Origin of the sequence: Clostridium acidisoli DSM 12555, from assembly GCF_900176305.1 — a bacterium.
GTDB classification, from domain to species: domain Bacteria; phylum Bacillota; class Clostridia; order Clostridiales; family Clostridiaceae; genus Clostridium_I; species Clostridium_I acidisoli.
In genome coordinates this window covers 19707-44536 of sequence record NZ_FWXH01000010.1, presented here as the reverse complement: position 1 = coordinate 44536, position 24830 = coordinate 19707, and the positions used below count along the sequence as shown (strand labels likewise).

General features: G+C 29.0%; 29 protein-coding genes. 3 read left to right on the top strand and 26 right to left on the bottom strand.

Annotation, left to right across the window (positions count from 1 at the left end; all coding sequences use genetic code 11):
- From hisF to B8978_RS12460, 12 genes are all read right to left on the bottom strand, one after another.
- Entirely contained in the window at window positions 1-762 is a 762-nt protein-coding gene (gene hisF, locus B8978_RS12515; protein WP_084116382.1) for an imidazole glycerol phosphate synthase subunit HisF, read from the bottom strand.
- Between the two features lie 15 nt (window positions 763-777).
- Window positions 778-1833, bottom strand: a complete 1056-nt coding sequence (hisC, locus tag B8978_RS12510) for a histidinol-phosphate transaminase (protein WP_084116381.1) — start codon at window positions 1831-1833, stop codon at window positions 778-780.
- Window positions 1834-1853: 20 nt separating this feature from the next.
- Window positions 1854-2567, bottom strand: a complete 714-nt coding sequence (gene hisA / locus B8978_RS12505) for a 1-(5-phosphoribosyl)-5-[(5-phosphoribosylamino)methylideneamino]imidazole-4-carboxamide isomerase (RefSeq protein ID WP_084116380.1) — start codon at window positions 2565-2567, stop codon at window positions 1854-1856.
- The gene (hisH, locus tag B8978_RS12500; RefSeq protein ID WP_084116379.1) at window positions 2567-3193 is read right to left on the bottom strand and encodes an imidazole glycerol phosphate synthase subunit HisH; all 627 of its coding nucleotides are present in this window, start codon (window positions 3191-3193) and stop codon (window positions 2567-2569) included. Before hisH ends, hisA begins: the two co-directional genes overlap by 1 nt.
- A gap of 41 nt (window positions 3194-3234) precedes the next feature.
- The gene (gene hisB, locus B8978_RS12495) at window positions 3235-3825 is read right to left on the bottom strand and encodes an imidazoleglycerol-phosphate dehydratase HisB (RefSeq protein WP_084116378.1); all 591 of its coding nucleotides are present in this window, start codon (window positions 3823-3825) and stop codon (window positions 3235-3237) included.
- A 13-nt stretch (window positions 3826-3838) separates the two neighbouring features.
- Window positions 3839-5122, bottom strand: a complete 1284-nt coding sequence (hisD, locus tag B8978_RS12490; RefSeq protein WP_084116377.1) for a histidinol dehydrogenase — start codon at window positions 5120-5122, stop codon at window positions 3839-3841.
- A 4-nt stretch (window positions 5123-5126) separates the two neighbouring features.
- A complete protein-coding gene (gene hisG, locus B8978_RS12485) occupies window positions 5127-5771 on the bottom strand; it encodes an ATP phosphoribosyltransferase (protein ID WP_084116376.1) in 645 nt (214 codons plus the stop codon).
- Between the two features lie 19 nt (window positions 5772-5790).
- A complete protein-coding gene (locus B8978_RS12480) occupies window positions 5791-7029 on the bottom strand; it encodes an ATP phosphoribosyltransferase regulatory subunit (protein ID WP_084116375.1) in 1239 nt (412 codons plus the stop codon).
- Between the two features lie 172 nt (window positions 7030-7201).
- The gene (locus tag B8978_RS20245; protein ID WP_084116374.1) at window positions 7202-9040 is read right to left on the bottom strand and encodes a PAS domain-containing sensor histidine kinase; all 1839 of its coding nucleotides are present in this window, start codon (window positions 9038-9040) and stop codon (window positions 7202-7204) included.
- 96 nt (window positions 9041-9136) lie between these two features.
- Window positions 9137-9820, bottom strand: coding sequence for a hypothetical protein (locus tag B8978_RS12470; RefSeq protein ID WP_084116373.1), 684 nt, complete (start codon window positions 9818-9820; stop codon window positions 9137-9139).
- A gap of 167 nt (window positions 9821-9987) precedes the next feature.
- Window positions 9988-11010, bottom strand: a complete 1023-nt coding sequence (gene tsaD / locus B8978_RS12465) for a tRNA (adenosine(37)-N6)-threonylcarbamoyltransferase complex transferase subunit TsaD (RefSeq protein WP_084116372.1) — start codon at window positions 11008-11010, stop codon at window positions 9988-9990.
- A gap of 527 nt (window positions 11011-11537) precedes the next feature.
- Complete coding sequence (locus tag B8978_RS12460; RefSeq protein ID WP_084116371.1) at window positions 11538-12251, bottom strand: nuclease-related domain-containing protein; 714 nt, start codon at window positions 12249-12251, stop codon at window positions 11538-11540.
- 184 nt (window positions 12252-12435) lie between these two features.
- Here B8978_RS12460 and B8978_RS12455 point away from each other — a divergent pair, with 184 nt between their 5' ends.
- Both B8978_RS12455 and B8978_RS12450 read left to right on the top strand, forming a co-directional pair.
- Window positions 12436-13074: a RusA family crossover junction endodeoxyribonuclease gene (locus tag B8978_RS12455; protein ID WP_084116370.1), complete on the top strand. Its 639-nt coding sequence runs from the start codon at window positions 12436-12438 to the stop codon at window positions 13072-13074.
- 23 nt (window positions 13075-13097) lie between these two features.
- Window positions 13098-14894, top strand: a complete 1797-nt coding sequence (locus tag B8978_RS12450) for a MutS family DNA mismatch repair protein (RefSeq protein WP_084116369.1) — start codon at window positions 13098-13100, stop codon at window positions 14892-14894.
- Between the two features lie 43 nt (window positions 14895-14937).
- Here B8978_RS12450 and B8978_RS12445 read toward each other — a convergent pair whose 3' ends face one another.
- The 12 genes from B8978_RS12445 to B8978_RS12390 form a co-directional block, all read right to left on the bottom strand.
- Window positions 14938-16479 (bottom strand): HAMP domain-containing sensor histidine kinase, encoded by a 1542-nt coding sequence (locus B8978_RS12445; protein ID WP_084116368.1) that lies wholly within the window; start codon window positions 16477-16479, stop codon window positions 14938-14940.
- Window positions 16469-17155: a response regulator transcription factor gene (locus B8978_RS12440; RefSeq protein WP_084116367.1), complete on the bottom strand. Its 687-nt coding sequence runs from the start codon at window positions 17153-17155 to the stop codon at window positions 16469-16471. Before B8978_RS12440 ends, B8978_RS12445 begins: the two co-directional genes overlap by 11 nt.
- A gap of 92 nt (window positions 17156-17247) precedes the next feature.
- Entirely contained in the window at window positions 17248-17685 is a 438-nt protein-coding gene (locus tag B8978_RS12435) for a DUF4342 domain-containing protein (RefSeq protein ID WP_084116366.1), read from the bottom strand.
- 90 nt (window positions 17686-17775) lie between these two features.
- On the bottom strand, window positions 17776-18432 hold the full coding sequence (locus B8978_RS12430) for an HAD family hydrolase (RefSeq protein ID WP_084116365.1): 657 nt from the start codon (window positions 18430-18432) through the stop codon (window positions 17776-17778).
- 628 nt (window positions 18433-19060) lie between these two features.
- Window positions 19061-19273, bottom strand: a complete 213-nt coding sequence (locus B8978_RS12425) for a hypothetical protein (RefSeq protein ID WP_084116364.1) — start codon at window positions 19271-19273, stop codon at window positions 19061-19063.
- A 105-nt stretch (window positions 19274-19378) separates the two neighbouring features.
- On the bottom strand, window positions 19379-19597 hold the full coding sequence (locus tag B8978_RS12420; RefSeq protein ID WP_084116363.1) for a hypothetical protein: 219 nt from the start codon (window positions 19595-19597) through the stop codon (window positions 19379-19381).
- 63 nt (window positions 19598-19660) lie between these two features.
- Window positions 19661-19924, bottom strand: a complete 264-nt coding sequence (locus B8978_RS12415) for a hypothetical protein (RefSeq protein ID WP_084116362.1) — start codon at window positions 19922-19924, stop codon at window positions 19661-19663.
- A gap of 110 nt (window positions 19925-20034) precedes the next feature.
- Complete coding sequence (locus B8978_RS12410) at window positions 20035-20316, bottom strand: hypothetical protein (protein WP_084116361.1); 282 nt, start codon at window positions 20314-20316, stop codon at window positions 20035-20037.
- Window positions 20317-20476: 160 nt separating this feature from the next.
- Window positions 20477-20845, bottom strand: coding sequence for a hypothetical protein (locus tag B8978_RS12405; RefSeq protein ID WP_084116360.1), 369 nt, complete (start codon window positions 20843-20845; stop codon window positions 20477-20479).
- A 217-nt stretch (window positions 20846-21062) separates the two neighbouring features.
- Window positions 21063-21389 carry a hypothetical protein gene (locus tag B8978_RS12400; protein WP_084116359.1) on the bottom strand — a complete coding sequence of 109 codons (327 nt, stop codon included), beginning with the start codon at window positions 21387-21389 and terminating at the stop codon, window positions 21063-21065.
- Between the two features lie 47 nt (window positions 21390-21436).
- A complete protein-coding gene (locus B8978_RS12395; protein ID WP_084116358.1) occupies window positions 21437-21649 on the bottom strand; it encodes a hypothetical protein in 213 nt (70 codons plus the stop codon).
- Between the two features lie 36 nt (window positions 21650-21685).
- Entirely contained in the window at window positions 21686-22009 is a 324-nt protein-coding gene (locus B8978_RS12390) for a hypothetical protein (protein WP_084116357.1), read from the bottom strand.
- A gap of 209 nt (window positions 22010-22218) precedes the next feature.
- Here B8978_RS12390 and B8978_RS12385 point away from each other — a divergent pair, with 209 nt between their 5' ends.
- A complete protein-coding gene (locus B8978_RS12385) occupies window positions 22219-22971 on the top strand; it encodes a YdcF family protein (protein WP_084116356.1) in 753 nt (250 codons plus the stop codon).
- Window positions 22972-23117: 146 nt separating this feature from the next.
- On the opposite strand, the gene B8978_RS12380 is transcribed toward B8978_RS12385, so the two are convergent.
- Together B8978_RS12380 and B8978_RS12375 are read right to left on the bottom strand one after the other, a co-directional pair.
- Window positions 23118-23471, bottom strand: coding sequence for a PTS sugar transporter subunit IIA (locus B8978_RS12380; protein WP_207651887.1), 354 nt, complete (start codon window positions 23469-23471; stop codon window positions 23118-23120).
- 30 nt (window positions 23472-23501) lie between these two features.
- Window positions 23502-24830 carry a PTS sugar transporter subunit IIC gene (locus tag B8978_RS12375; RefSeq protein ID WP_084116355.1) on the bottom strand — a complete coding sequence of 443 codons (1329 nt, stop codon included), beginning with the start codon at window positions 24828-24830 and terminating at the stop codon, window positions 23502-23504.

Sequence of the window (24830 nt, the reverse complement as noted above, 5' to 3'; positions counted from 1 at the left end):
CTACAGTCTAACACTGACTCCTTTGTCTTTTAAATAATTCTTAACTTCTTTAATTGTAAGTTCTCTATAATGAAATAACGAAGCTGCAAGTGCCGCGTCACAATTTGTATTCTGAAACACCTCATAAAAGTGTTCTATATTTCCACAACCACCTGATGCAATAACTGGTATATTTACAGCAGCTGTTATTGCTGAAGTAAACTCTATATCATACCCATTTTTAGTACCATCTGCATCCATACTAGTAAGTAATATTTCCCCACAGCCAAGTGCTGTCACTTTTTTCGCCCACTCTACTGCATCAAGTCCTGTATCAATTCTACCACCTGCAATTACAACATTCCAGCCGCTTCCATCAGGTCTTTTTCTACCATCTATAGCTACAACTACACATTGACTTCCAAACTTTTCTGCTGCTTTTTTTACAAGTTCTGGGTCCTTAACTGCTGAAGAATTAATAGATATTTTATCTGCTCCTGCCTTTAAGATATCCCTAAAATCATCAAGTGTTCTTATTCCCCCACCTACAGTTAAAGGTATAAAAATTTTTTCAGCTGTTTTTTTAACAACATCTATCATTGTTTTTCTACCATCAGAAGTTGCCGTTATATCAAGGAATACAATTTCATCTGCACCTTCCTTATTGTAAAATTCAGCAATTTCCACAGGATTTCCTACATCTTTCAAATCAACAAAGTTAATACCTTTGACGACTCTTCCCATATTAACATCTAAACAAGGAATGATTCTCTTCGTAAGCATTTTTTCACCACCTTATTATATTATTTCTTCAACTTTTTCTAAAAAAGTATCCATCTCTTCTTTGGAACCTATACTTATTCTGAGATAGTTGTCTATTTTAGGTTTGTTAAAATATCTAACAAGTACACCTTTTTCTCTAAGTTTTATAAAAATATCTTTTGCTAGCATTTTGCTATGACTTGCAAATATAAAATTTGCCTTTGAAGGTATAACTTTAAACCCTATCTCAGTAAGTCTTTTAGTTACTTTTTCTCTTGTTTTTATTATTTTATTTGAGCAAATTTTAAAGTACTCATCATCCTCAAAAGCTGCTACTGCAGCTACCTGTGCTATTCTATCAGATGTATAAGAATTAAAAGAATTTTTTATTCTATTTAAACCATCAATAAGTTCCTCTCTCCCAAGGGCAAGACCTATACGCATTCCAGCTAATGCTCTTGATTTTGAAAGTGTTTGTATTACTAATAAATTCGGATAATCTTTTATTAATCCTACAACGGACTCACCACCAAAATCAACATATGCCTCATCTATTATTACTACATTTTCATTGTTAAATTCTAAAATTCTTTTTATAGCTTTTATATCTAGATATTTGCCTGTTGGTGCATTGGGATTTGGTATTACAACTCCACCATTTTCTTTTAAAAAATCTTCTACATCTATTGAAAAATCTTCTTTAAGTGCTGATAGCCTTGCTTTTAATCCATATAACCCAGCATATACAGGATAAAAACTATAACTTATATCTGGATAAACTATTTCTTTATCACTACTAAAAAAAGTTAAAAAGGAAAATGCTAATACCTCATCTGAACCATTTCCAACAAATACTTGATTTTTATTTAAATCGTAGTAATTTGCAACTGTTTCACGCAACTTATCACAATCAGGATCTGGATATAATCTTAAATCAGAGTTGTTTGCATCACTTATTGCCTTTAATACCTTCGGTGAAGGAGGATATGGATTTTCATTAGTATTTAATTTTATATATTTTTTATCTTTTGGCTGTTCTCCAGCAACATAAGGTTCTATTTTTTTAGTTAATTCATTCCAATACTTACTCATATTTTTCCTCCATATACTCTTTATTTGCATTCACTTATAGCTTCTTTTAAATTAATATTTCCTGAATAAATTGCTTTACCAACTATAGTCCCATAAAGCCCCATATTATTTATTGTTTTTAAATCATCTAACTCTTTTATTCCACCAGAGGCTATTATGTTACAATTCACACTATGACTAATAGCTTTTAATTGCTTAAGATTTGGACCAGTTAATGTACCATCCTTGCTTATATCCGTAAATATAATTGTTTTTACACCTATTTTTTCAATTTCTTTTGCAAAATCAATATAGTTTACATCACTGACATCTATCCATCCATTTACTGCAACTTTTTCATCTTTTGCATCTATTCCTACAGCTATTTTTTCGCCATATTTAAAAACAACTTCCTGTATAAATTTCTTATCTTTCAAAGCTGATGTTCCCAATATAACTCTAGATAATCCCGCCTCAATAAGTGCATCAACCGTTTTTATGTCCCTAATTCCACCGCCAAGCTCCACTGGAATACCTATTTCTTTTATTACCCTTAAGATTATATTTAAATTCTTCACTTCACCATTTAATGCACCATCAAGATCTACTATATGTATGTATTCCGCCCCGGCTTCCTTAAAAGAAGTGGCTACCTTTAGTGGATTTTCTCCAACCACTTCTAAAGCATCAAATTTTCCTTGATATAATCTTACACATTTACCATCCCTAATATCCATCGCAGGTAATATAATCATTAATCTCTCTCCTCCACTGATAAATTCCAGAAATTTTTAAGCATTTGAATTCCTGGTTCTCCACTTTTTTCTGGATGGAATTGAGTTCCAAACACATTGCTGCTACTTACGACTGCAGGCACTTTTATTCCATAAACCGTATCAGCATTTAAGTTTTGTTCATTTAGCTTTGCATAATAAGAATGTACAAAGTATACATAACTATTGTTTTTTACGCCTTCTAAAAGTTCATTTTCTTTAATTATATTTAAATTATTCCAACCCATATGAGGTATTTTTAAATCCACTTCAAACTTTTTTATATTTCCTTTTATAAGGCCAAGCCCTTTTGTATCTCTAATCTCACTGCTACTATCAAATAGTAATTGCATGCCAAGACATATTCCGAGTATCGGTGTCTTTTTATCCACTGCTTTTTTAAGTGCAACATCAAAGCCTAATTTTTTTATACTTTCCATGGCGTCTGGAAAAGCTCCAACTCCAGGGAGTATGACACCACTACTACTCAAAATCTCTTTTGAATCAGAGGTTATACTACATGTTGCTCCAAAAGATTCAAAGGCTTTTTGCACACTTCTCAAATTACCCATTCCATAATCTATAATAGCAATTTTTTTATTTTCCAAAACAATCACCTCACCTAAAAAAAATTAATCAAAAAACACCCCTAAAGACTTCCCTTGGTAGACATTACCCCTTTAATTCTAGAATCTATTTGTATTGCTTCGCTTAACGCTCTTCCTAACGCCTTAAAAAGTCCTTCTATCATGTGATGTGTATTTTTTCCATACAAAGCTTTTGCATGAATGGTAATTCCAGCATTGAAGGCTACAGCCCTAAAAAATTCCTCTACCATTTCCGTTTCAAAATTTCCTAATTTTTCAGTGTTAAAATTTCCTTCAAATACTAAAAATGGTCTTCCACTTATATCCATAGAAACAAGTTCTAAACTTTCATCCATTGGAACGTATGAAGTTCCATATCTCTTTATTCCTTTTTTATCTCCTAAAGCTTCCTTTATACATTTTCCTAGAACAATTCCCACATCTTCAACTAAATGATGAGAATCAACATATAAATCTCCACTTGCTTTTAACTTTAAATTTAATAATCCATGTTTTGTAAAGAGAATAAGCATGTGGTCAAAAAAACCCACTCCAGTTTGTATTTCAGCATTTCCCTCACCATCAAGGTCTAAACTTATTTCAATTTGTGTTTCAAAAGTATCTCTCTTTACTTCCGCTTCTCTTTTTACCACTTATATCACCACCCTAAAATCTTACCTTTATAGAATTTGCGTGAGCTGTTAAGCCTTCTTCATCTGCTATTTTTATAATCTTATCTTTTACATCCTTAAGTGCTGCTTCACTATAATAAATGTAACTTGATTTTTTAATAAATGTCTCTACAGACAGTGGCGAGAAGAATCTTGCACTTCCACTAGTTGGTAGTACATGATTAGGACCAGCCATATAATCTCCTAATGGTTCTGGTGAATAGCTACCTAAAAATATTGAACCTGCATTTTTTATCTTTCCAAGGTGTAAAAATGGATCTTTTGCTATAAGTTCGAAATGCTCTGGAGCAATATCATTAGCAAGTTTTATACCTTCTTCCAAACTATCAACTACAAATATCATTCCAAAATTCTTAAGTGACTCTTCTATTATTTCTTTTCTACTTAAGCTTTTAATTTGCTCTTCTATTTCATCTTGCACTTTTGTAGCTAATTCCTTGGATGTTGTTACTAAAATTGCTGATGCCAGTTTGTCATGCTCTGCTTGAGACATTAAATCAGCTGCTATAAATTTTGCATCTCCAGTTTCATCAGCTAAAACTAATATTTCACTTGGTCCAGCTATCATATCTATATCCACTAACCCATAAACATTTTTTTTAGCTATAGCAACAAATATATTTCCAGGTCCAACTATTTTGTCTACTTTTTTAATTGTTTCCGTTCCATAAGCAAGTGCTGCTATGGCCTGTGCTCCACCAACTTTGTATATTTCATCAACACCTGCTATATCAGCTGCAACAAGTATTACAGGATTTATATTTCCATCTTTTCCTGGAGGTGTAACCATAACTATTTTTTCCACTTTTGCAACCTTTGCAGGTATTGCATTCATAAGTACAGATGAAGGATAAGCTGCAGTTCCCCCTGGAACATAAATTCCAACTCGTTCTAATCCTCTAACTAATTGTCCCATAACCACGCCATTATCCTTTGTCATTATCCAAGCTTTATTTTTTTGTTTCTCATGAAATTCAATGATATTTGACTTTGCAAGTTTTAAAGCTTCTATAAATTCGTCATCAACCTTTTCATATGCACCTTTTATTTCTTCCTTTGTTACTATAAGACTTTCTATTGTCTTACAATCAAATTTTCTTGTATAATCTAAAACGGCCTTATCTTTGTTTTCCTTAACATTTTTAAGTATTTCCAAAACAGCTTTTTCTACATCCTGCTGAATACTTCCTGCTCTCTTCTTTAAATTTTCAAAATATTTTTCAGCTTCTTTAGAGCTGGCTTTTAATATGTCTATCACCTTTCTACCCCCTGTTAACTACTTCTTGAACATCACTTATTAATTTTTTTATTTCATTAATTCTCATCTTCATACTAGCTCTATTTACAATCATCCTTGCACTGATATCGCATATTTCATCAAACACAATTAGTCCATTTTCCTTTAAAGTAGTTCCCGTTTCAACTATATCCACTATTGCATCAGAAAGTCCTAATATTGGTGCAAGCTCTACAGATCCTTCTATCTTGATTATCTCTACATCTATACCAAGTTTTCTAAAATATTCTCTTGTAACCCTTGGATATTTTGATGCAATTTTTTTTCTGTTATAACCTTTATTTAGATTAAAACTGGGAATGGAGGCTAATGCAAATTTGCATTTACCAACCTTTAAATCTACAACTTCATAAAAATCTATTCCCTCTTCCATTAAAGTGTCCTTCCCGACTATTCCAATATCAGCTGCTCCATGTTCTACATAAGTCAATACATCTACAGCCTTAACTAATACAAATTGAATATTGTTTTTTTTATCTGAAAGTACTAACCTTCTTCCTTTATTTTTAAGTTCCTCAGTGTCTATTCCTATCTTTTCAAATATATCTATAGAAAATTTTTCAAGTCTGCCTTTTGTAAGTGCTATTCTTAAAGGTTTTATACATTCCATAATAACAAGCTCTCCATTTCTAAAATTTATATTCTGTTTTTAACCACTCATTATCTATAAGTTTATATTCCGTTTTGTCAGTTATATTTATGAGACAGCTACAATTAATTTTGCTACAATACTCTAATGCCTTATTTTCATTATCAAATAGTGCAATTTCCGCCTTAATTCCACTGGAATTAATAGCTTTTAGTAAGGTATATCCTTTATCTAAATTTTCAGATGTGCAAAATACAACCTTCTCTACATATTTATCTCTTTTTATCTTATCTTGAACTCTAAGTGCCTCAAGCACAATATCAACATTTATGGCAAATCCTGTGGCTGGGAGTCCTGTCCCAAAGTTTTCTATCAGCTTATCATATCTTCCGCCACTTAATATGCTATCCCCAACCTCCATGCAATATCCTCTAAAAATTAATCCTGAATAATAATTTAGATGTTGCACCATTCCAAGATCAATAGCTATATATTTGCTGAGCCCCAATTTGTCCATTACTTCATAGACATCCGCAATGCTTTTAAGTGATGTAATGTTATCTGCATTGTCTAAAAGCTCTATAGTTTCATTTATAACTTCCTTTCCTCCAAAAAGTTCTGGAAGTCTCTCTAGAACAATACTAATATTTTTATCTATATTCTCTTTATTATCATTTAAAAATTCTTTTAAGGCTGATATATTTTTGTTTTGGATAAGTAACCTTAATGTCTCTTTTTTTAAGTCATCTATCTCTATGTTTTCTGTAAGCTCTTTAAAAAATCTTGAATCCCCAATTTCAATTTTAAAATTTTCAAGGCCTGTTTTCTTTAATGCTTCTATTCCAGTATATATTGCCTCTATATCTCCTCTTATGCCTTCTACTCCAATAATTTCAACACCTGATTGAGTAAATTCATTTAGTTTTCCATTTAATATTTCATTTACACGAAATATATTTTGGCTGTAACATAACTTCATTGGAAACATGCCTTTTTTTATCTTTGTAGCTGCTATCCTTGCTATAGGTGTTGTCATATCAGCCCTTAAAACAAGTATTCTTCCTCTATTATCAAATAATTTATACATCTTTTCTTGATTTATTGGCTGATTATTCATATTAAAAACATCATAAAATTCTAAGGTAGGAGAGATAATTTCATGATAGCCATAATTTTTGTATACATCTCTAAGTAAATTTTCTATTTCAATTTTCGAATAACATTCGTTAAAAAGTATATCTCTTGTGCCTTCAGGTATATATTTGTTTAAGCCTTCCATTTAGAATCCCCCATTGCAATTTTGCTTTATTAATTTATCACTTTATCATACTAAAATCTTAACAGTAAAATTAAGCCCTGTCAATATCAATTTATTATAAAATAAAAAAGGATTAAGATTTCTTACCTTGTAACCTAGGCTAAAACCTTAATCCTTTTTTAAAAATGTAAATTTATTTTATTATATCTGAGAATTCTATATTAACAACATTTTTCTGATCTTTAACAAAGTTATAATTTCGCACAGGTTTTCCATCCTCAACTTTAACTGCTGGAAGTTTTATAAAGAAACTGCTTCCATTTCCAACTTCACTTTCAACCCATACTTCACCATTATGCATATCTACTAATGCTTTTACAATAGAAAGGCCTATCCCACTACCTTGAAAATCTCTAGCCAAATTTTTATTTACCTGTGTAAACCTTTCAAAAATTATTTTATGCATTGACTTTGTAATGCCTACCCCTGTGTCTTTAACTCTAATAATTATGTCTTCTCCTTTATCATAAACATTAACCATTATCTTACCACCTGGTTTTGTAAATTTAACAGCATTAGACAATAAATTTATAATAACCCTACTTATTTTTTCTTCATCACATGCAATAATTTTTTCTTCAATATCTGTATCAAAAATCAACTCTATTTTTTTACTTTCTATGTATTCTGCTATGGAGAGTGTGGTGTCCTCCACTAACCTCACTATATCAAAGTTCTCCATATTTACATTAAAATATCCTGAATCTATCTTTGTTATATCAATTAGATTATTTATTATCTTTAAAAGTCTGTAGCAATTTTGTTCTGTCATGGTTATGTACTTGATAATACTTTCATCTGCATGTTCAATTTGTCTAAGTTTGATTTGTAACATTTGAACAGCAGTAAATATAACATTCAACGGAGTCCTAAGTTCATGGGATAAATTAGCAAAAAAATCTTTTCTTAACTTATCATATTGTAACGCTTCTTCTAAACGTTTCTCGCTTTTTTCTGCTTTTTTACTCTCTGTTATATCCCTAGCAATAGAAATTATTATATTACTATCATATGGAATGGAAGTACCAGTAGCTTTCACATATGTAATGGTCCCATCTAGTGCAACATATTTCTGTTCTATAAATGGACATATAGTTCCACTTTCTTTTGTTGCTTTTATTCTTTCTTTTACAACCTCACGATTATCATTATGTATAAAATCTAAAAATTCCTTTCCGATAACTTCTTCAACATTTTTTGCCTTAAGTATAGTTAATGCTGAATTGTTTGCAAAAATGCACTTTCCATTTTCACTTATAATAATAGAATTTGGTGTCAAATCTATAACAGTTTTGTATCTCTGTATACTTTCTTTAAGTTCAATATTTTTACTTATTAGCTCCTTATTTAAATTATTTACATCTTCACATAAACTTCCATACGGTTTTTCTATACCAAAATCCACTAACATATTATAAATCTTATAATATGTCAAAAGCAAAATTACATTTGTAAATATATTTATTGGTGTGTATTTATTATAATTAAGATATAACCACACTTCTGCTGAAATCATATTTACAGTATTAATTAGAATTATTATATGCAATTTTCTATTATCAGACTCTTCAAATTTATTTGTGGCTAAAAATAGGACTAATAAGAACAATGAAAATATATAACCTCCATATTGACCAATAAACTCAACATTCTTTTTTAATTCATTGGCAAATGGATATATTGATATATTTATAATATTATTATCTATCAAGTTAATTAATCCAATTAAAGCAAACACTGTATATATAATTGCAACTATAGAAAATAAAGTCTTACTTATATTTTTATTTCTTTTTGTTATAATTGCAACTATATTATATGCATATATAGTACATACAATATCCACGAAATTATGAAGTATCATTAAATTAGCTCTAGTTATAATTAATATTAATAACAAAAATATCAATACGACTATTATCTCTCTATTTAAACTTTTTATTTTAAACTTATCACTCTGTTTATTCTCCATTTTTTCCCTCTTTGCTTCATATGTATATTTATTTAATTATACAATAATTTTATGTAAAATTCATCAAAGTAACTATATGATTTTATAGCCTTAGCCTTATTTAGATAAATGATTTAACTTTAAAGCTAACTTTCCAATTTTTACCTTAAATAAATTGTTTATTTCAAAACTAAACATTGCAATTAATTCTTTATATTCTTTCATATATGGATAGGTTTTGAGTGTAAAACATTGCATTTTTTCTAAATGACCGTTTATTCTATTTTCATAATCGATAAGCTTGTCTATTCTAGCATAATAGTCTACAAGCTCATGTATTTCTTCTATACTTAGCTCTGAAGATATATATCCAAAACATTGAAGCCAATTTTTCATAATAGTTACATTACTTATTTTAACTAATTCAAATCTTTTATTTTTAAATAGTTTTTTACTCCTTTCGATATCAGCTCTAAAAATTCTTGCATAGCTTTTTATTGAATCGTCGTGTTTATATTGTCTAATTTTTTGTTCATACCAAAAAATTACAAAAAGAGAAGTAAACATACCTACAAAAATCCCTATAATTATACTATTCATATACAATGTGCCTAAAGTTGAAACATCTTTTGAATTTAAATTTACGATCTGTTTATTGTATAATATTAAACTAAAGGCAATGAACATAATAAGTAGACAAAATATTATAATACTAAATTTGTTTTTAATTAAATTATATGTTTTTTCTAGTCTAATGTTTTTATTTAATGAATTTCTTTCTATATTTATACCAGTAAACATATGATTAATCCTCCTTCATCTATAACTTAGTATAATTTATAACTGCATCTCTATTACATATTGTAGTATAGTTTACATAAAATTACAATAGAGGCATAAAAAATATACACCTAAATCACTAAATAAATTTAATTTTTTTAATTATTTAGTAATTTAGTTGTATTTTTTTATCTTTCTCCAAGTTTAAGATTTGGAATTGCATTGAAATCAAGAGGTGCTTCTGTTCCTTTTAAATATTCAAAATATGCAGCACTTCCAATCATAGCTGCATTATCTGTGCACAATATAGGTTCAGGAAATAAAACTGCTATATTATTTATACTTCCTTCCTCTTGCAGTGTTTTTCTTAGAAAAGAATTTGAAGCTACTCCTCCTGCAACTGCTATTTTATCAACCTTTTTTATTTTACAAGCTTTTATGGCATTAGAAACTAAAAAATCTACTACTGCTTTTTGAAATGATGCTGCCACATCTGCCTTGTTTATCTCTTCATTTTTCATTTCCATCTTGTTCAAATAATTTAATACTGCAGACTTTACTCCACTAAACGAGAAATCCAATGATTCCTCATGAAAATTTGCTCTAGGAAATTTTATTGCATTTTCATTCCCTTCCTTTGCAAGTTTATCAATCTTAGGTCCGCCAGGATATCCAAGTCCTATTGCCCTAGCTACTTTATCATAAGCTTCACCAGCAGCATCGTCCCTTGTTTGACCCATCACTTCAAATTCTCCGTAGTCTTTTACATATACTATAAATGTATGTCCTCCTGAAACTACTAAACAAAGAAATGGTGGTTTTAAATCTTTATGCTGAATAAAATTTGCACTTATATGTCCCTCAATATGGTTAACTCTAATTAATGGTTTTCCTAGTGCATATGAAAGCCCTTTTGCATATTGAACGCCTACAAGTAAGGCTCCTACAAGTCCTGGACCATATGTAACTCCAATTGCATCTATATCATTAAATGTAAGTTTTGCTTCAATTAATGCTTCATTTACTACTGTTGCTATAGCTTCAATATGTTTTCTAGATGCAACTTCTGGTACCACACCACCAAATTTAGTATGTATAGCAATTTGAGATGAAATCACATTTGATAATACTTTTCTTCCATTTATAACTACCGCTGCTGAAGTTTCATCACAACTGCTTTCTATAGCTAATATTTTTATATCTTTTTCCATTTTAAATTCCTCTCTTTATATCTCATATAAAATAGGTTGATAGATTAATGTTAAAGTTTCTTCTTAATCATTAAATATTGCAAAGTACGGGTTAAGGGTTTTCACCTATGCTTCGCTGTGAAAAGGTGAAGCGTTTTCCGTGGGAAAAGGATAAGGATGATTTTTCTACGCTATACTGCGAAAAATCTTTGAACTTGAATCTATAATCTAAAGTATTTTGCACCTTATTTTTTCACCGAAAGTCGCCAATTTTTAATGAATACGTATTTATTAACATATTAAACTGTTATATAAATACTAAAGGCTACGACCAAAAACAAAACCTACGGTTAAAATACATAGTAGAGTTGTCTTTGTATATAAAGAAATATAAATTTAAATTCATTATTTTTCTGACGTAGGAGGAAAAATTTCCTTATTCTTTACTGATTTATCAGTAAACACTTCACCTTTTAACGTGCGCAGCATCCGTTAAAACCCTTCACTTTTACTTCGAAATCTCTTTATATTACGAAGTAAAATATTATTTATTCCGCAACCCTATCTATTAATTTCACCAATGACTTTAATTTATAATCATCAATTTTCTTTTCATTTTTAGTTAGTATAAAATTAATAAGTTTATCTAATTCTAATACTGTAGTATGCTTTACTTCAATTTTTAAATTTGTGTCTGAGCTATTGTTAAAGGCCACAACTGAGTATACTTTTATATCATGAAAATTCTCATGCACTAGCATATTATTTATTGCATTTATATGCCCTTTGGACTGCTTACATGGATTATAAAATTCTTTTTCGTATATTTTGCCACCTTGTCCAATCTTTTTTTGTTTCCAATTATTATCTTCTTCTCTTCCAGTAATTGTTCCTCTCATATTTTTGGTCTCTATACAAAACATTCCGTATGGTGATAAAACTAAGTGATCTATTTGTGCCCCTTTTTCTTTTCCACCAATAATTATATCATTATAAATATAATACTTATTATTTAATTTTGAAAGTTCTTTTGCTGTCTCCATTTCACCTTTAATTCCATAATCATATATTTTTCTTTTTTTTATGTATCTTAAGACAATAATAAAACATAATACAATTAATATTATTGTAATATATTTATTCCTTGTAATCATATATACAGGTATAGAAAGTAACCCCATTATAATAGTAACAAGCTGCATTATAAATTCATTTCTTTTTTTTATTTTTAATGATGTCTCTTTCTTTTTTGTAATCGCCATTCTAAACTCCTCCAATTCACAAATTCATTCTATAACTTCTTCTAAGATTATAGCCTAACTCTAATATAGAAAACAACTTTAATATACAATATTGTTACTTATTTATAAGAAATTATTTAATAACTTGTGCGTAACTTATATATGTTATAATATTTCTATAAATATTTTTAATGGAGAATTCATGATGGAAGATTGTTACGCAAAGGTTATTATACAAGGATCACCAATATCAAAGTCAAATTTTAAATTATTTAACATACAAGGGAGAGCTATTTTACCATATAATTCAGGAAAATATCATGATAGATATGCACTCTATGAAGAGCAAATTGCCTATGAAGCAAGATCACAAAACCCCAATATAATTTTAAGTGAAGCCCTTATTGCCGTTCTTAAAGTTTATTACAAAAGTGAAAAAAGACATCCTGACACTAATAACATAACCAAAAGCATATTTGATGGCATCGAAAAAAGTGGACTTATAATAAATGATGCACAAATAAGAAGACTGATTATAGAAGAATTTTATGATAAAGAAAATCCACGATTTGAACTAGAACTTTTTGGAGAAAGTAGTTATTCTATAGACTACACCATAATAAAAAGAAAAAATAAAGAGAAACCTATTGATTACTTGCCTCCACCTAATAGGTCTAATAAATTTATAAAAAAAGCAATCACTAAGAAACCTAATTGCTCAAGTGATATTTCTGATTTGATTATCTGTGAAATATGTGGTAAAAAAGTTAGTTCTAAAGATTGTGTTTCTGCAAATAAAGGTAAGATGCTTATATGTAAATCTTGTTTAAAAAAACTGTTTTAATTAAATTTAAGGAGAGTGTAGCAATGAATAAATTAGATACATTTTTAAATCGTAAAAAAGAGCTTGAAGCTAATGAATTTGATTTAAAAAAAACGCACAGTATTTTTGGGACCTTACGTTTATTGTCATTTATAATGATTATATTTTTTCTATTTTTAATTGTAAAAAAAAATTTATCACTTATAACAATTTTAGGTCTGGTTTTTTCAATAATTCTTTTTGCATTTCTTTTAGTTAATGATCTTAATATATCATCTAGAATAAAGGATATTAAACGATTACTATTAATAAATGAAAATTATATAAAAAGAATTAATGGAACTTGGACAGAATTTAATGATATTGGTGAAGAATATATAGATTTAGATCATCCTTATTCAAACGATTTAGACATATTTGGTAATAACTCTTTATTTCAACTAATTAATACAACTACCACCTTTTTAGGACGTATAAAATTGTCAAATATTTTAAAATCACCCGATTTAAATATAGAAAAAATTAAGGGCAGGCAAAGTGCTGTAAAAGAATTATCTGAAAGAATTAAATTTTGTCAAAAGCTTCAAAGTGAAGGTATGGCAAATAAAAAATTTTCAAAAGACTCTAATCCTCTACTAGATTACATAGAAAGTAAAGATGAAATATGGAATGAAGATATCTTTAAACTTGTCATAAATATACTTCCTGTACTTACTCTAATTTGTTTAATATCATCAATAATATTAAAACTGCCTATACTTTATTATATTTTATTTGTTTTATTCTTACTTCATGCTTTAATAAATATAATAAGTTACATAAATGTGTACCCTGTACTTAACTCCATTGAAGCCTTTAATAATAGTTTTTCTGCTTACGGTAATATGTTATATCTTATTGAAAATGAAAAATTTAGTTCTCCACTTTTAAATGGACTTCAAAAAAACTTATATACAAAGGCTAAAGCTTCAACTGTATTAAAAAAAATAGATACAATTATAAGTGCCGTTAATCTCAGAAACAATTTTTTATTATATTTCATTTTAAATTTACTTTTATTTTGGGATTATAGATGTTTGTTTTCTCTTGAAAAATGGAAAGATAACTATAGAAGTCTCGTTAGAATTTATTTAGAAACTGTTGCCGATTTTGAGGTAATATCAAGTTTAGCTACAATCTCTCATTTAAGCTCTAAACTTTGTTACCCAACTTTTTCAAATAACATTTCAAGGATTCATGGTAAAAATCTTGGTCATCCACTTATTGAAACTACTTCAAGGATATACAATGATGTAAGTTTTGAAAACAATATTTTTATTATAACTGGTTCTAATATGTCAGGAAAAACAACCTTTTTAAGAACCATAGGTATAAACCTTGTATTAGCTTATACTGGTGCTGAAGTCTGTGCCGATGCATTTGAATGTGGTCTTTTAAAAGTGTTTACCTCAATGCGCATAAGTGATGATCTTAGCAAAGGGTTATCAACCTTTTATGTGGAATTAACTAGAATTAAAACAATATTGAACTTTTTACCTACAGAGGAACCAATGTTATTTTTAATTGATGAAATATTTAGAGGAACTAATTCAAATGACAGAATTATAGGTGCTAAAACTGTGTTAAAACATTTAAATAAACCTTGGTGTTGTGGATTAATTTCTACTCATGACTTTGAGCTTTGTGACCTAGAAGATATAAACGAAGGCAAGATAAAAAATTATCATTTTAGAGAAGATTATATTGACAATAAAATTCATTTTGATTATAAATTACGATCTGGACGCTCAGATACCACAAATGCTAAATACTTAATGAAAATGATTGGTATAGATATATAATTGATAATAAAAAGTTGAAAGTTAAGGAAAAACATTTATATCCTTAGCTTTCAACTTTCTCATTTTGAGCTGCTTCATTTTGCTTTAAAGGTAATACTATAGTTATCTTTGTTCCTTCATTGATCTTGCTCTTAACATTTATACTCCCCTTATGTTTTAATATTATCCACTTTGCAATTGCAAGACCTAAGCCAGTCCCACCTGTTTTTTTTGTTCTTGATTTATCCGCTCTGTAAAATCTATTAAATATGTTTGGAAGATCTTCTCTATTAATACCTATACCAGTGTCTTCTACTGAAATCATTACTTGTGATGAATCTTTTAATGAACTGTCAACAATTATCTTTCCGTTAACAGGTGTATATTTTATACTATTATCAATAAATACTCTAATTGCCTCCTTAAGCAAGTTATAATCTGCATCAATATTAATGTTATGATTTTGGTTATTTATTATTTCATGCTCCTTATCAATTAATATTGTTTCTTTTATGATTTCATCAATCAACTTATTAATTTGAAAATTAGTTATTTCTATTCTTTGCCTAGAATTATCTCCTCTTGCTAAAAACAACAATTTTTCTATTAACTCCTTCATACTTTCAGATTCGGTTTTAATTGCATCTATGGCCTCTTCCAGAACATCTCTGTCATCTTTTCCCCATCTCTTCAAAAGGTTTGCATATCCTTGTATAACTGAAATTGGCGTTCTTAACTCATGAGAAGCATCTGAAACAAATTGTTTTTGTTCATCATAAGACTTCTCAATTCTATTCAACATACTATTAAAAGTTATAGCTAAATCTTTAAGTTCATCTTGAGCACCGTTTATATCGAGTCTTGTATTAAGTACGTTTACATCTATATTCTTAACAGTATTTGTCATGTTCTCAATAGGTTTAAGCATTTTTCTACTAGCTTTTGAACCTATTCTTATAGTAATTACTATAAATATTATATTAATAAGCATTAGAGCACAGAAAAGTATTATTATTTTTAATATTTCTCTATATAGATTATGCCTAATTTGAATCACCACATTTTTGCCATACCACTTTGAGGTTTTGCTTAAAATTATCCATGGCGCAGAATTTCTACTAGTTAAAAGCATATAGTCTCCATTTAAATTTTGCAAATTGCTATGGATTCCTTTTTTATAAAGCATGACATTTCCTTTATTGCCATCTGTTGAGTAAACCAATTTGTTGTTTTCATCAAATAAATCTATGGATATATCTTCTATTTGTGAAATTTCTAATATATACTCTTTGGGCATATCTTCATTAGATATTAGATTATAAGATATTAATTTAATATCTTTTTGTATGTTATTTTCAACATTTTTCCCAATATATAATGAAAATAAACTTATTATTATTACACTTATAACTATATAGATGATGGCAAAAATCAAAGTATAAATGGAAGTTATTTTAAATGTAATGGAAAATTTTAGTCTTAAAGAAATTTTTTCTTTAATTTTACTAATTAGTCTAATAAAAATTCTAAATATACGAAAAGGTAAAAAAAACATTAACATTATAAATTTAATAATTTTTATAAATCTATCTTTTCTATATCTCATCTTTTAGTAAATATCCAACTCCTCTAACAGTGTTTATTAATTTTATCTTGTATTTTTCATCTATCTTGGATCTCAGATATCTTATATAGACATCCACAATATTAGTATCTCCAAGATAATCATATCCCCAGACCTTTTCAACTATTTTTTCTCTAGTTAGTACAATATTTTTATTTTCTATAAGATATTGTAACAAGTCAAATTCTCTCTTAGTCAAATCTATAATCTTATCATCATAAGATACCACATACTTTTTTAAGTCCATTTTAAGCTTATTTATTTGCAAAATTTCTAAGCTTTCTTTTCTTATTTTTGTTGTTTTAAGTATTGCTCTAATCCTCGCAAGTAATTCCTCAATTGCAAATGGCTTTGTTACATAATCATTGGCCCCCATATCAAGTCCTATAACCTTATCCATAACTTCATCTTTAGCTGTAAGCATTATAACAGGTGTATCACAACTTTCTCTTAATCTTCTTAAAACTTCTATGCCATTCATGGATGGTAGCATTATGTCTAATAATATAATATCATATTTATCTTTTAATGCCATTATAAGTCCAACTTTTCCATCATTAGACTTTTCTACATCGTATCCCTCGTACTTAAGCTCAAGTTCTACAAACCTAGCTATCTTAAGTTCGTCTTCTATAATAAGAACCTTGTATGCTCTCATAAAAAACCTCCATATATAAGAAATGATAAGGCATCCTAAACTACCTTATCATTATTATACTATTAACTAAATTTTGTTCAATTAGGTAAACTTTACTCACTTGTAAGATTTGTCTTTACCTTGTCTACAATGTTTGTAACTTTATCAACAGTTTCGTTTACCTTCATATCTTCGCCTTTTGCACTTTGAAACCTTATTTTATGTCCAGTAAAAATTGCTAAGATTATTCCTATTACGGTTACATATGGTGCGAAAACTGTTATAACAATACCTGCTGTTAGCGGAATACTTAATATTGTACTCTCTTCTTTTTTTATGATAAATTTTATTCTGTTTCCTTTTTTTATTATTTTTTTTACAGAACTAATAAATCCATTTTCAGGCTCTGTCTTAACTTTGTTTTGTTTTTCAAGATAAATTAATGCTTCAACCAAATCACCATTGTTTTTTTCAAGTGCTTCTTTTGCATCCTCATAACTTACATCGGCTCTCTTTTTTAATTCATCAATTAATTTCAAATCAATACTCATTTTAAATCCCTCCATATCTTATTATGCTTTTATTATAAATGGAGAAAATTATATGATTATTAATCTAAGATTAGAATTAGATTAGAAAAACTAAAATAATTTTTTGAGGTCTTCTATTGAAATCTTATGAAATGAATCTGTAATCAAATCAGCTGTAGAAATATCTTGATTTCCAGAATGTTCGCTTATGTATCCAAGACACTTCATCCCTGCTTTGTTTGCAGCTATAACTCCGTTATGTGAGTCCTCTATAACAAGACATTCTTCTGGTTTTACACCAAGCTTATCTGCTGCATATAAAAATATATCTGGTTCTGGCTTGCTAAGTTTAACATATTGACCTGAAACTACAGCTTCAAAATATTTTTCAAGTTTAATTGCCTTTAATGTTGTTTCAATAGCATTCATGTTTGAAGATGAACCTACTGCAAGTTTGAATCCATTTCTACTTAAATTATCTACTAATTCAGTGACCCCATCTATTGGCTTTAATACATCATTTGAAGTAATATGGTCATAATATGCATCAGTATTAAGTTTCATAAGCTCTTCAATGGATTTATCTATCTTATATTTTTCTTTAATACAACTCCATTTGTAATTTGCAGTAGTACCTACAAATTTGTTATGCTCACCTTCTTCAAGTTCTATGCCTATGCTCTTTAAAAGTTTTGTTTCAACTACCAAATGTTCTAATTCACTATCTACTAGAACACCATCCATATCAAATATAACTGCTTTAAACATATTATTCCTCCTCATCCTTTTGTACATTACATCTATATTTTATATTATGTTCACTGAAAAAACAAAATTATTTAATATTTATAATTGTCATAAATTACGAAGCAAGTTGGTTAAAGATTTTCCTCTACTGCGTGAGCAAAAAGGTGTAAGATTGCCAGAGTGGCAAGATTAAAGAATTAACGGTAATGCAGTTAATGGTGAGAGAATTTGCTTGCAGCAAAAGGTTTAGAATCTAAAGTATATTGCCATTCATTTTTTTCACCGAAGGTCATGTATCTCGAACTTAAATTTTGTGTAGCACTAAAAACTTAAGTAGATATATGTTTACATAAGGCTTCGCCTAAAACCAAAACCTACGGTTTAAAACATATAAGTCCAATTACTTTATACTAGGAAATTCATCTTTTATCTGTTACGTAAGTAACTTCTCTCACCTTTGACGGCTTTAGCCCCGTCAATTCTTCCATCTAGCCGAAGGCTTTCTTTAATCTTTTTATCTAGCTTTAGCTATGATAAAATTCTTTAGTCTTTACTTCGCGATTTCTTCATATTATGTAATAAAAATTTACTTATGAATTTATATACATTATATCAGAAGAGGGCCTTTTACGCCCTCAAGATTTTTTAACTACATATTCTTGCATGGATTACAACAAGATAGATAGAACAATGCTATTATGAACAATATTCCATTATCAAATTTTCCTCCATGACCTCCCTTTTTAGAGAATTGAAGAACTATTAATATTAATATTACTAGATTTGGTAAGTTGCAGCAACAATTACCGCCTACAGCTGGTAGTGGTTGATAAACAGTTACATTTTCATGTTTTTTACACATATATACCCCCCCCTTCTTGGGCTATGGTCAATGTATATTTATTTTCCATCTTTTGTTTATACTTTATATTATTCCTATTAATTAAAAAATGTGAATTGCTTTTATCTATTTTGAAGAATTACCTTTATTTTTTGTAATTAATTTAAGCATATTAATTATTACTGCAAGCTGTTTAAAGTCTATATTGTTTATTGTTTGTTGCAATTCATTTATGTTTACATTGTTCATTGTATCTTGCAATTTTTTCATATCCATATTTTTAAGCATATTTTGTATTTCTTTAGGATCCATTTCCTTATTATTTTCTTTATTTTTATCTGTCATAAAAAACACCTCTTTATTTAAAAGGAGGGTAAAATCATACTACCCTCCTTAAAATTTAATTTACTAAGCTGTTTTACATGGATTACAGCAAGACAAATAGAATAATGCTATTATAAACAATATGCTATTATCTACTAATTTTCCTCCACAGCTTGATGATGAAGTACTTGAACTTGTTCTTCTACCTTTTTTACTAAATTGAAGTATTATAAGAATTAAAATTATTAAAGTAGGTAAACTGCAGCAACAATTCTTTCCTCCGAAACCACCTACTGAAGGAAATACTGGTGCTTGACATCCACAATCACTTTCATATCTTCTACTCATTAATAACCCTCCCTTGGCTAATAATGTTTCGTATCATATTTTCCATCTTTTGTTTATACTATATTCTATTCAATATATTTAAACTTGTGCTATTAATAAATTAATTTATGTTATTTTTTAGTGCTTATTCTACTTATGCCATAAGCCTCAATTAATATAGTTACAAGTTCTCCTTTATCTGAATCTAAAAGAGTTTTTATAGCCTTTATTATTTCTTCTTTGCTCTTATTGTTTCCTCCGGCCTCTTGTTTTGCCATTTTTTCAAGTACAGGAGCCATATCATTAATATTTATTTTCCCTAACATACTTATAATATTATTTAAATTAAAATCAAATGGAGTATTAGTCTCAGGTTCTTTTACAATGTGACGATGTTTTTTATGAGTCGTCATCTTACCACCTCCCTCTATTTAAAAATAGCAATATTTTAGATAATTAAAACTATCTAAAATAAAGTAAAACTTGCACTCAGGTAGGGTTTTAGTTTTGACTCCATCTGAGTGTTAGTTGAACTAAAAATCTAGCGTGTATCAGCCGTTAACTCAATGTGCCTTAAGCTTCTTCTGAAGTATGTTTCTTACCATCCTTACATATAAATAGAAGTGCAACTATTACCAAAATAAATATTCCATTTCCACCTACAAGTTTTTTAAATCCAGTTTTATTTCCTGCTATATTTCCAAAAGACATATTTTCAAAAATCTTTTCTGATGAAACTTTTACTTTTTTTTGTCTATGTCCATGATGTATTGTTTCAGTTTCCTTCAAATCTTCCTTGTCTTTTTTTGCCTCTTCAGTTTTAAAATTAAAGTTATAAAATTTTTTGCCCTTTCCAAATCCAAAAACTACTACAAGTATTAATACCCAAACAATCAAATTTGAGCCCTTTCCAGAACCTCCCAGAAAGTCCGTGAATGCCATAATCCAGCCCTCCTTCTTAAAAGCAAATTAATCTACTTTATAATATATTATTCCTTAATCTATATTTTGTTTAAATTTACATACAAACAAAATATTTATATCTTTTTAAAGGTAAACCTCAAAGGACTGCCTCAAAATTATTTTAGTCATTTTGAGACAGTCCTCCTCGGCATCTAAAAAATAATCCATCATTTTGATATATTTTTATTAAGATGTCTTATTTCAATATTTTACTTATAGTATAAATTTGAAGTATCATATCTATAAGGTCTGCTTGATCTGAATTAACCATAGGCTTTAGAGCATTTAATACTTTATATGCTTTACCTCCACTAGGTACAAAGTCGTTACCTGTATCTTCAGAATTCATACCTCCCATAGAACCAAATAGAGATGATACCTGACTAATGTCTACAGATCCTAACAAACTCATTATTTGACTCATATCTATATTTTTAAATAATCCTGCTAGATTTCCAAAACTATCATTATTTCCATCTATAACTTCTTCACCTTCTAATGGCTCGTCTTCACTGGTTGCCATACTATCACCCCTTTATTAAAGTAGGGCAAATTTTCCCTTCTTAATTATTAACAAACTTTTGGTTTACAACAACACAAATAAAATATGGTTATTATGAATAATACTCCATCATCTACAAGTTGTTTTTCACCCTCTTCTTCAGAATCTGTGCATCCTTTTTTCTTACTGAATTGCAAAATTATCAATATTAATATAGTAAGCTGAGATAAATTGCAGCAGCAATTTCCTCCACGATTAAATCCAAAACCATTTGAAAACATACAACCTCCTTTCCGGGTAACAATAGCTATTAATTATTAAAATCCTGTGGTACTACCAGTAAAGTCAGTTCCCTCATCAGTATCTAAATTAATTATATTTGTATTAGTATTTCTATTACCACCTGCAAGTAATGCAAATATTACAATTACCCAGACTATTGATATACTTCCAATGCCAATGCCACCCCTTCTTCTACGTCTCCTGCCGCATGGACTGCCACATCCTGAGATTCCACCTGAATTACCGCCTCCGCCGCAGCAACAAAAGAAGAAAAATATGACTATTATGATTAGTAAAATATTGTTATTACGTCCTCCAAAAAGTCCACAACTAGCAATATCTTTTGAGCCTAAACTCATACCTACTCACTTCCCCCATATAATTTTTAAGCTTTTGTTTTTCATAATATATAATATTCACAGTATTATAAAATGACACAATTTAACCCTTATGCATATGAAAGAAATAAAATACTTTTATCTTGAATAAGAATATGGTAAATTTATAAATATGTCTTAATTTATGAAAGGAGTGGCTAGGCATATTTTATGCTTTAGCATTTATTGCATTGATTTATATTATAAAATTTTTATATTCTACTTTTATACTACCTCCAGGTATATTTATACTGGTATTAATTTTTATATGTTTTAAAATACACAAATTTAATAGCAAGTTTTTAAAACCATTAATACTTTTCACTTTTATATTTTATGCTTTTTCTATACCTCTTGTTACTGATTCAATTATTAGTTCCCTTGAACGCCAATATAGTCCGCCAAGAAATCCATCTGCTGATGTTATAATAATGCTTGGTGGAGGTGCAACGCTTGACACTCCAAATTTAGATTTTAAAGGCCATTTGTCTGGCTATTCCTCCAATAGACTTTTAACTGTTCTACAATTATATAAAAAATTGAATGTGCCAATAATAATTTCTGGTGGGAAAGTTTTTAAATCTTCAGGTACTGAATCAAAAATAGCAGAAAACATATTGCTATCTATTGGCGTCCCAAAGAGTAACATAATTATAGATGATAGAAGTATTAATACTACTGAAAATGCCAAGTATACTAGTGAACTTTTGCAAAAATATGGTTTTAAAAAGCCTATACTGGTTACTTCTGCTTTTCATATGCCTAGAGCTTTACTGCAATTTAAAAAATTTAAAGTGACAGTGACTCCTTATCCAACAGATTATCAAACAGACATTCGTAAAAGTTTTGGAACAAATGATCTTATTCCCTCTGGAGATTCTCTGTCAAAGTTAAGTTTAGGTATAAAAGAATATATAGGAATTTTTGCTTCTAAAGTATATTAAAAAAGCCATGAAAAATGCTCAAAACATTTTTCACAGCTTTTTTAATATTTCATATTGTAATTATTGTATTTAAGAGTTAGAATTTATTTACACAGTATATATTTTGGAAATATCCTAATATAATTTTATTTTATTTAAGGGTATTTCTATTTTTTTATTAAACCTTCTACCTTATTTTCTAATTCATGTACCTTTTTATATAATTCTATTTCTCTTTTAATAAGATTTTTTTCAGAAAGAGCAGTCATAAGCTGATCCTGTGCATGTATTACTAGAAAATTAGGTGTTTCATTATCCATTTGTCCTTGAATTAACATATTTTGATATTCGTGTCCGTCATAAAATTCCTGATCTGCCTCATCAAGACACTTTTCTGCCAATTCAAAATTTCCTTCCTCTGCAGCATCTAATGCATCGTATGCTTTTCCTCTTGCATTTCCACCATGAAGCACTAGATTAAATACAATTTTTTCTAAATCCATTTTATTTTCTTCATTCACCGTTAAGCCCCCATTCATAATTGATATTTATTACACTGTTTCTCCATTAGTAGCTCTTATTTCAAGTTCTGCTTTCTTTTCGTTTGCTACAAGTTCTTTTTCGAACATTCTAAAGAAAGGCAAATATATTAATGCTGAAACAATTAGATTTACAAGCTGAAGTGCAGCGCCTTGCCAATATCCACCAGTTGCTATAATTCCTCCGAAAAACACTGGAACTGTAAATGGTGGTTGCATTACTATTTTAGGAACAATTCCACTGAAAAACGCAATATAATTTATAGTTACTGCAGCAACAGGAGCTAGTATAAATGGTATAAACATTACTGGATTAAGAACAAGGGGTGCACCAAACATTATTGGTTCATTTATATTAAATATTGCTGGTATAAGTTCGATTTTTCCAAGACTCTTAAGTTGCTTTGATTGTGAAAATAAGAACATTATTACAAGTGGCCATGTTAAACCTGATCCTCCGATATGTGTAAACATATGAAAGAATGGTTCTGTAACAATTCCATGAAGTGGTGTTCCTGCATTACGAGCAGCAGTGTTTGCAGCTAATTGTGCTGTCCAAAATGGATATGCAACAGAAGATACAACATTCATTCCATGGATACCAAGTGACCATAAAAGCATCATTAAGATTATTTCTAATACTGCAGCTGGATAACTATTTGAAACTGCAACTAAAGGTGCAAATATGTTTAGTACCAACTGTGGCAATGTAATTTTTAGATTTGCCCATACAACCCATTCTACTGCCCAAGATAAAGTAATCATTACGAAAAATGGTACTAATGCACTAAATGTTCTTACAACATATGGTGGAACACCTGCAGGCATTTTTATTACTAAACCTTTTTTTGTAAATAACCTTACTACAATAGTAGTTATTATACCTAGAATTATTGCAATAAACAATCCTTCTCCACCAAGATAAGTTAAAACATCACCAAATTTTACTTTTGTAATATCTGAAGCTGGGAAACAAACAATTAAAAAACATACTAGTGACAACATACCACAAAGAGATTCATCCATGTCCCACCTTGAAGCCAAGCTATAAGCTGTACCAAATGCAACCGCTACCGCCATAATTCCAAAACTTAAATTAAACGCAATCATAATATTGCTTTGAATCGGAGTAATAGCATTGTTCCATGCATTTATAACTCCCCATCCAAGTGATGTAGGTGGATTTGCGATAATTAAAAATACAGATCCACTTATTATAAGTGGCAATGCAAAGACACAAAAGGCATCACGTATTGATTGCAAATAAATATTTTGTGCCATCTTTCCAAGGACGGGCATTAAACTATCTTCCATCCATTTCATAAACCTGTTCTCTTTCAT